This is a genomic window from Streptomyces niveiscabiei (assembly GCF_001419795.1).
GTDB lineage: Bacteria > Actinomycetota > Actinomycetes > Streptomycetales > Streptomycetaceae > Streptomyces > Streptomyces niveiscabiei.
Genome location: NZ_LIRL01000483.1, coordinates 1 through 7,852 on the forward strand (window position 1 = coordinate 1; position 7,852 = coordinate 7,852).

General features: G+C 71.9%; 5 protein-coding genes. 2 read left to right on the top strand and 3 right to left on the bottom strand.

The features are described from left to right. Positions 1-377 precede the first annotated feature (377 nt). Entirely contained in the window at positions 378-1,919 is a 1,542-nt protein-coding gene (locus AOK24_RS23160; protein ID WP_055721990.1) for a hypothetical protein, read from the top strand. Positions 1,920-1,975: 56 nt separating this feature from the next. On the opposite strand, the gene AOK24_RS23165 is transcribed toward AOK24_RS23160, so the two are convergent. Then, the gene (locus AOK24_RS23165; RefSeq protein ID WP_055721991.1) at positions 1,976-2,683 is read right to left on the bottom strand and encodes a TIGR03943 family putative permease subunit; all 708 of its coding nucleotides are present in this window, start codon (positions 2,681-2,683) and stop codon (positions 1,976-1,978) included. Beyond that, on the bottom strand, positions 2,680-3,723 hold the full coding sequence (locus tag AOK24_RS23170; RefSeq protein ID WP_055721992.1) for a permease: 1,044 nt from the start codon (positions 3,721-3,723) through the stop codon (positions 2,680-2,682). Before AOK24_RS23170 ends, AOK24_RS23165 begins: the two co-directional genes overlap by 4 nt. Positions 3,724-3,944: 221 nt before the next feature. On the opposite strand from AOK24_RS23170, the gene AOK24_RS23175 reads away from it, so the two are divergent. Next, positions 3,945-5,771 carry an NAD-binding protein gene (locus tag AOK24_RS23175; protein WP_055721994.1) on the top strand — a complete coding sequence of 609 codons (1,827 nt, stop codon included), beginning with the start codon at positions 3,945-3,947 and terminating at the stop codon, positions 5,769-5,771. A gap of 108 nt (positions 5,772-5,879) precedes the next feature. On the opposite strand, the gene AOK24_RS23180 is transcribed toward AOK24_RS23175, so the two are convergent. Further along, positions 5,880-7,679, bottom strand: a complete 1,800-nt coding sequence (locus tag AOK24_RS23180) for a S9 family peptidase (RefSeq protein WP_055721993.1) — start codon at positions 7,677-7,679, stop codon at positions 5,880-5,882. Positions 7,680-7,852: the final 173 nt, after the last annotated feature.

The following is a 7,852-nucleotide window of genomic DNA, read 5'->3' on the forward strand; positions in this document are numbered from 1 at the left end:
CGCCAACCTGTGCTCCAGCGGGGGTGGGGGCGGGTGGGTCGGCTCGCATGTAACCGGCTCATACCTCGGAGCCACCCGTACGTCTGCGGCGTGTCCCGAGAACCACGGATGATCAGCATCCGATCAGACGAAACGGCGGCCTCCGAGCGGGGTGCCCGCACGGGCCGTACGTCCGCGCCGTACGCCTCCGGAGCCACGCGGCGGCCTCTCGGCCGTCCTTCGGGAGCGCGCTCATCTCCCCTTGCGGGACCACCGATTGGCCCTCGGCCCCTCCTCCGGGCGCCCGCCAAAAGAACGGGGTGAATCCATGCGCCCATATGACGTCCGCTGCGCGTGCCGCCCCTCCCGCGCCCGCAACCATAATGATCAATACGTTCATGATCATCCGATTTCCCCTGTGCGACGAGCACACCGGCGCCCCGCCTCCCCGGGCCGCCAGCGCCCTGGTCCGGCGGGCGGTCCTGCCGCTGGTCCTGGCGTGCACGGCCCTCTCCGTCTGCTGGCCCACTCACGCGGCACCGGCCGCGGCCCCTGCGGACGGGACCGGCACGAAGGGGCTGGTCCTCCGGGTGATCGTCAACAAACGGCCCGGCACCGGCGCCGTCGACCCGGGCATCCGGACCGGCCACCCCGTGCTCAAGGAGTACCGCCTCACCAACAAGGGCGGCGCCGACCTGCACGACGTACACGTCTACGACCCAGGTATGAAGGGCGCCCGCATCGTCTGCGCGGGCGGCGCGGGCTCGGTCCGGCTCCTGCCCGGCCTGACCTCCACGACCTGCACGGCTCAGGGCGGCGCGCAGAAGGGCCGGCGGATCGCGCAGGCCACCGCCTCCGGCCGGATCCCGTCCCTGAACGCGCCGGTCAGGGCCACGGCCCGGTCCGGATACGCCGGGGTCGGCGGCACCCTGGCGCTCAGCCAGCGCGCCACGGTCGCCGCGCCCGCCGGACCCGACGGCCTAGCGCGCGTCACTCTCAAGTACTCCCTCGTCAATACCGGCAACCTGCCCGTCCACGGCGTCCGCATCACCGACCGCAACCTGGCCCCCCAGGGGGTGAGTTGCGCGGAGGGCGCGTCGGTACTGCGCCGGGTGGCGCCGGGGCGGACCGCGCACTGCACCGTCCGGCTGCGCCTCGACCCCGGCGAACAGGTCAGCGAGGGGTTCGCCGAGGGCAGCGACCGCACCAGCACCCTGGACCGCAAGGGGCGGCTGATCGGCGCGCCGGTGCTGCGGGCGCACAGTTCGCTGCGGTTCGGGGTGCCGTACGAGCAGAGCGCGGGGGACGTCGTGACCCCGGTGCCGATGCCGCTCGGCGCGCAGGTCGGGCCGGAGCCGGCCGCCGCCGAGGACGAGGTGCCCTCGTCCGGTACGTCCGTGTCGGAGGACTCGGCCGCGTACGCCGCCGGGATCACCCCTGGAGAGGTACCCGCCACGGGGTACGACGACCTCCCCGCCGTGGTCCCCGGGTTCCTCCCCGGCGAGGTACCCGGGGGGTACCTCCCAGGTATCCCCTCCACGCATCCCTCCGGGAGCCAGGTCCCCGGTGAACTCCCCGCGTTCTCACTGATCCCGCCCGGGCACCCGCACCCGCACGATCCCGGGAGCCACCACACCGGCTCCCCGGCCACCAGTACCCCCGGCTCGCACGACGCAGGCTCCCCCGTGACCGGCTCGCACCCCCCGGCCTCGCACGACCCGGCCCGTAGTACTCGGGTACCGGACCCGTACGACCAGGGAGCCACCGCCTCCCAGGACCCCGGCGGCGCCACCCCCAAGGGAGCGTCCAACCTGGGCTGGTTCGGCATTCCCCGGAACACCTTCCTCATCGGGGCGGTCCTCCTGGGGGCGTCCGCGGTGACGGGGGCCGCGTTGTTCCTGCGGCGGCGGAACGGCGGGCCGGACGACATGGCGTTCTGAATTCCCCGGGGGCGATTCCAGGAAGTTCCTGATAATTCCAGGAGATTTCGGGTGGTTCAGCCGTTCCACGTCTCGTCGTAGGGGTCCTTCGGTTCGGCGACCGGAGCCGCCCGGGTCACCTGGATGAAGGGAATGGGGCCGCCGTTCACCGGGTCCGCCATGCGCTTCGGCGAATAGGTGCCGGTGATCATGAGCCAGGTGTCCGGCTGGAGAACCGGCGGAATGTCCCCGGTGAGCGCGACTTTCACCGGCTGGGCGTCGGCGGCGCAGCAACTCAGCGCCATCCGCACGAGATACGGGGTGCCGTCCTTGCCCAGTGCCAGGAATCCGGCGATCTGGATATCCCGGCCCTTTATCGTCTTGTTGTCGTAGATCGCCCGGCCCGCGTAATCGACGAGCGCCAGCTTCAGCGGGCCGGTGGCGGGGATCTTCCCGTAGACGACGGGTTCTTGCAGCGCTGTTCCGGTGCGGGTGGCGCTGTAGGAACCGAGGGCCGGCGGGGCGACGAGAATCAGCGCGAGAAGGGGAAGGACGAGGAGCCAGGAAACGCGCGGTTCGGGGTGCGCGTGGCTTTCCTCGCCGACCGCCTGTTTCCGTTCGTACCACCACGTCGCCGCCGCCGCGACGACCAGTACCACCCCCGCCGCCAGCAGCAACGGCTGCAACCCGGCCTTGACGTACCGCAGATACAGGTCCGTGCTCCCCGCGTGCAGCAGGGCCGCGCCGAGGAGGAAGAGCACGGCCGACTGGGCCTGACGATTCACAGCAGCACCGCCCCGGTGAGCACGGACACCACGATGGCGAGGACGAAGGTCGCCGGGGCGAATCGCAGGGCGAAACTCCGGCCGAACGTCCCCGTCTGCATCGCGAACAATTTCAGGTCGATCATCGGCCCGACCACCAGAAAGGCCAGCCGGGCGGTCAAGGAGAACTGGGTCAGGGAAGCGGCGACAAAGGCGTCCGCCTCCGAGCAGATGGAGAGCACGACGGCGAGAACGGCCAGCGCCAGAACGGCGATCACCGGATTGTCGGCGGCGGTCCGCAGCCAGCTCTCCGGCGCCACCGCTTTCAGGGTCGCGGCGGCCATCGCGCCGACCACGAGGAATCCCCCGGCGTGCATGACGTCGTGCCGTACGGCACCCCAGAAAGCGGCGCCTTTCGTGCGCCCCTCATAGGCGGCGTGCGTGGGCGGTTTCAGCAGGTCCGTCCGCCCCAGCCGCAACCACAGCCACCCCATCAGACAGGCGACGACCAGACTGGCGGCGAAACGCGCCACGACCATTTCCGGATTGCGCGGAAAGGCGACCGCGGTGGCCGTCAGCACAATGGGATTGATCGCCGGCGCGGACAGCAGAAAGGCGAGCGCGGCGGCCGGAGTCACGCCTCTGCGCACCAATGCCCCGGCCACGGGAACGGACGCGCATTCGCACCCCGGCAGCGCCACCCCGGCCACCCCGGCGACCGGCACCGCGAGCGCGGGCCGCTTGGGCAGGGCGCGCGCGAAGAACGACGGGGGGACGTACACGGCGATCGCCGCCGAGAGCAGTACCCCCAGTACCAGGAAGGGCAGCGCCTGGACGACGACGGCGACGAACACGGTCGTCCAGCTCTGCATGACCGGGGAGCCCAGCGCGCGCCGGATGGGCGACTGGAACAGCACCATCAGCAGCATGCCGAGGACGAGGACCAGCTGCGAGTTGAGCCGGGGAGGCCGCTCCTCCCTCTTACGGCCTGCCTCCTCCTTACGGCCTACCTCCTCGGAGCTACCCTCCTCGGCCCCCTGGCGGGTGACGGCAGCGGTCATGGCCGGGGCACCTCAGCACTCGTGGATCGCACTCACAGCCTCCGCTCTCTACGACCCGTACGCCCCCTACATCTCAAGTACGACCGAATCGTCCACTCCGTTCAGACCGTTCAGACCGTCCCCGCCGGATCGTTGGTGGAACCACCTGTCTCGATGAGGCAGTCTTCTCCGTCGTGGGGACCGTTCCGAATCAGGCCAGACCGATCGACTCCGAGGCGCACATGGTGGTGTGCGGCGACGACGGTCTCGCACACCGTCTGGCCGCCGAACTCCGGGGCGTCTACAGCGAGCAGGTGACCCTCGTCGTCCCGCCCGCCCAGCGCACGGTACGCCCTCCCGTGGTGGGCCGGGCCCGCGCGGTCTCGGCGGCGCTGCTCGACCGCGTGGTGAGCGCGGCCGTCAACAGGGCGTCTGGCACCGGCGGTTCGGGCGCGCCGGACCCCGCCCCCGCCGGGAACGAACGGACGCTGGAGGCGGCCGAGCCCACCGAGGCCGTCCTCTCCGAGGCGGGCGTGACCCGCGCGGCGGCCCTCGCGCTGGTCTACGACGATGACGAGACCAACATCCGCGCCGCCCTCACCGCCCGCCGCCTCAACCCGCGCGTGCGCCTCGTACTGCGCCTATACAACCGGAGGTTGGGCCAGCACATCGAGGAACTCCTCGACCAGGCCGCCCTGTTGGCGTCCGGCGAGGAGGACACCGTCGCCGGTACGACGACGGTCCTGTCCGACGCGGACACCGCGGCACCGGCCCTCGCCGCGACCGCGATCGCCGGTACCACCAAGGTCGTTCAGACCGACGGCCTGATGCTGCGGGCGGTCGAGCACCACGGCGAGAGCGCCGCGCCCGGCCTCGCCACCCTCGCGCTGCTCTCCTCGGAGACCGAGGGGAACGTCGAGCAGGGACCCCGGCTCCTGCCGGACGCCGAGGAGGTGAGGACGGCGACGGCCGCCTCGCCGGGGCGCGGGACCGTGGTCCTGGAGCAGGTGTCGTACGCCTCCGAAGGCAACCTCTCCACAGGGCGCGGCGCCGGGCTCATCGCCCCGATGGCCTCGCTCTTCTCCCGGCGGCTGCGCTGGTCGCTGGCGGGTGTCGTCACCTGCGTCCTCGCGCTGGCGGTCGCGCTGTGGCTGACGACCGGCATCCATCCGCTGGGCGCCCTGTACTTGACCCTGCTGGACCTCTTCGCCATCAACGACCCTGCTGTGGGCGACCCGTTGGCCCGGCAGATCCTCCAACTCCTGTCCGGACTCATGGGGTTGCTGCTGCTGCCGGTGCTCCTGGCCGCCGTACTCGAAGCGTTGGGCACGTTCCGCAGCGCGGGCGCCCTGCGCAAGCCACCGCGCGGGATGAGCGGGCACGTCGTCCTGCTGGGCCTCGGCAAGATCGGCACCCGGGTGCTGATCCGGCTGCGCGAGCTGGACATCCCGGTGGTGTGCGTGGAGTCCGGGCCCGAGGCGCGAGGGCTCGCGGTGGCCCGGCGGCTGCGGGTACCCGTAGTACTCGGGGACGTCACCCAGGAAGGGGTCCTGGAGGCGGCGAAGATCCAGCGCGCCAACGCCCTGCTGGCGGTCACCAGTTCCGACACCACCAACCTGGAGGCCGTCCTCTACGCCCGCTCCCTGCGCCAGGACCTCAACGCGGTACTACGGCTGTACGACGACGACTTCGCGACCGCCGTCTACCGCACCCTGCGCGCCGCGCACCCCTACGCGCGCACCCGCAGCCGCAGCGTCTCCCACCTGGCGGCCCCCTCCTTCGCCGGGGCGATGATGGGCCGCCAGATCCTGGGCGCGATCTCCGTGGAGCGCCGGGTGCTGCTGTTCGCGGCGCTGGAGGCGGGCGGGCACGCGCAGTTGGCGGGCCGCACGATGGGCGAGGCGTTCCGCTCCGGGCACTGGCGGGTCCTCGCCCTGGACACCGGTACGGGGCTGGCCTGGGACCTGCCGGCGGACCGGGTGCTGCGGCCGACGGACCGGGTCATCCTGGCGGCGACCCGACAGGGCATGGCGGACCTGCTGCGCAGGCACGGGCGAGCCGAGGGGTAGTACCGAAGGGTTAGCGCTGGAGGCGTAGTACCGAAGGCGCAGTACCGAAGGGCTGGTACCGGAGGGGTAGTACTCGAGAAGCAGCTCTTGAGTACTACCCCTTGAGAGCTACACCCCCTGCTTCCCCAGGTGCCGCTCCGCGAACTCCAGCTCCAGCCGCACCTGCTTGATCCGCTCGTCCACGACCAGCGACCCGTGCCCGGCGTCGTACCGGTACACCTCGTGGACGGCCTCCCTCGCCTCCAGCCGGCGCACGTAGTTGTCGACCTGCCGGATCGGGCAGCGCGGGTCGTTGACGCCGGCCGAGATGTAGACCGGCGCCTTCACCTGGTCGACGTACGTCAGCGGCGAGGACGCCTCGTACCTCTCGGGTACCTCCTCCGGGGTACCCCCGAGGAGGGTGCGGTCCATCGCCTTCAGCGCCTCCATCTCGTCGTGGTAGGCGGTGACGTAGTCCGCGACGGGTACGGCGGCGATGCCCAGCGCCCACGCGTCGGGCTGGGTGCCGAGGCCGAGGAGGGTGAGGTAGCCGCCCCAGGAGCCGCCCGTCAGCACGAGGCGGTCGGGGTCCGCGAGCCCGGAGGAGACGGCCCACTCGCGGACCGCGGCGATGTCCTCCAGCTCGATCAGGCCGACGCGGTGCTTGAGCGCGTCGGTCCAGGCGCGGCCGTACCCGGTGGAGCCCCGGTAGTTGACGCGGACGACCGCGTACCCGTGGTCGACCCAGGCGGCGGGCGCGGCGGCGAAGGCGTCGCTGTCGTGCCAGGTGGGACCGCCGTGGATGTCGAAGACCGTGGGGAGCGGGCCCTGCGCACCGGCCGGCTTCTGGACGAGCGCGTGGATGCGGCCCCCGGGGCCCTCCACCCACACGTCCTCGACGGGCACCGAGCCCGGCGACCTCATACCCGGGGGGTCCAGTACTACCCCTCCGGTGGTGGAGCGCACGGTCGGCGGCTCGGCGGCGGAGGACCACAGGTACTCGGCGCTCCCGTCGGGCCGCGCCGAGGCGCCCGAGACGGTACCGGCGGGCGTGGGGATGCGCTCCAGCCCGCCCGACGCGAGGTCGTAGCGGAAGAGTTCACTGCGGGCCTCGTGGCTGTGGGCGATCAGCAGCGACCCCCCGTCGGGGAACCACTCCGCGTTGACGTCGCCCGGCAGGTCGAGGGAGAGCTCGGTCTGCTCGCCGGAGACCACGTCCCACACCAGCGGCTCCCAGCGACCGCGCCGCTGGTGGCCGATGAGCAGGCGGGTGTCCCCCGCGACGGGCGCGAACCCGAGGACCTCCAGGCCGAGTTCCTCCGTGCCGCCCCGGGTGTCGTCGAGGTCGGCGACCGTCGCGCCGTCCAGCGCGAGCACCCGCAGCGCCGAGTGCATGGCGTCGCCGTGCTCGGTGTGCTCGACGGCGATCAGCGTCCCGTCGTACGACAGGTCGCCGACGCCCGCGGACTCGCGGTGGCGGTAGATCTCGCGGGGCGCCTCCCCCTGGAGTACTACGTGGATCGTGGTGCCGTCCTCGTCGGTGGAGCGTCCCACCACGGAGGTACGGCCGTCCCTCCCGAGAGCCAGTCCAGCCGGGTAGGAGGGGTCGAGGCCGGGGGTGGCGGGCTCGTCGGGGCCGCCGGTGAAGGGCTGGCGCCGCCAGACGCCGAACTCGTCGCCGTCCTTGTCGTCGAACCACCAGATCCAGTCCCCGTCCGGGGACAGCCTGCCGTCCGTCGTCCCGTTGGCCCGGTCGGTCACCTGCCGCTGCTCGCCGCTCACGCGGTCCCAGGCGTACAGCTCGTACGTCCCGGTCGCGTTCGACGTGAACAGCGAGCGGTCGGGGGCGTCCTCCGCCCAGTCGGGCAGGGAGACCCGCGGCGCCCTGAACCGCTTCTCCCACTCGGGCATGGCCTCAGCGTCACTCATACGTCCATCAAACCTGATGAGGGGGGTCGCGTGGACATCGCAGCACGAGGAGAAACGCGGCATCCGTCAGAAAGTGCGGGGCCGGTGAAGAAGCGGAGGTGATACCCGGAAGTACGTCGGAGGTATTAGCGGGGTAGTACCTCACCGCGCCCCGCCCTCACCGCGCCCCACCG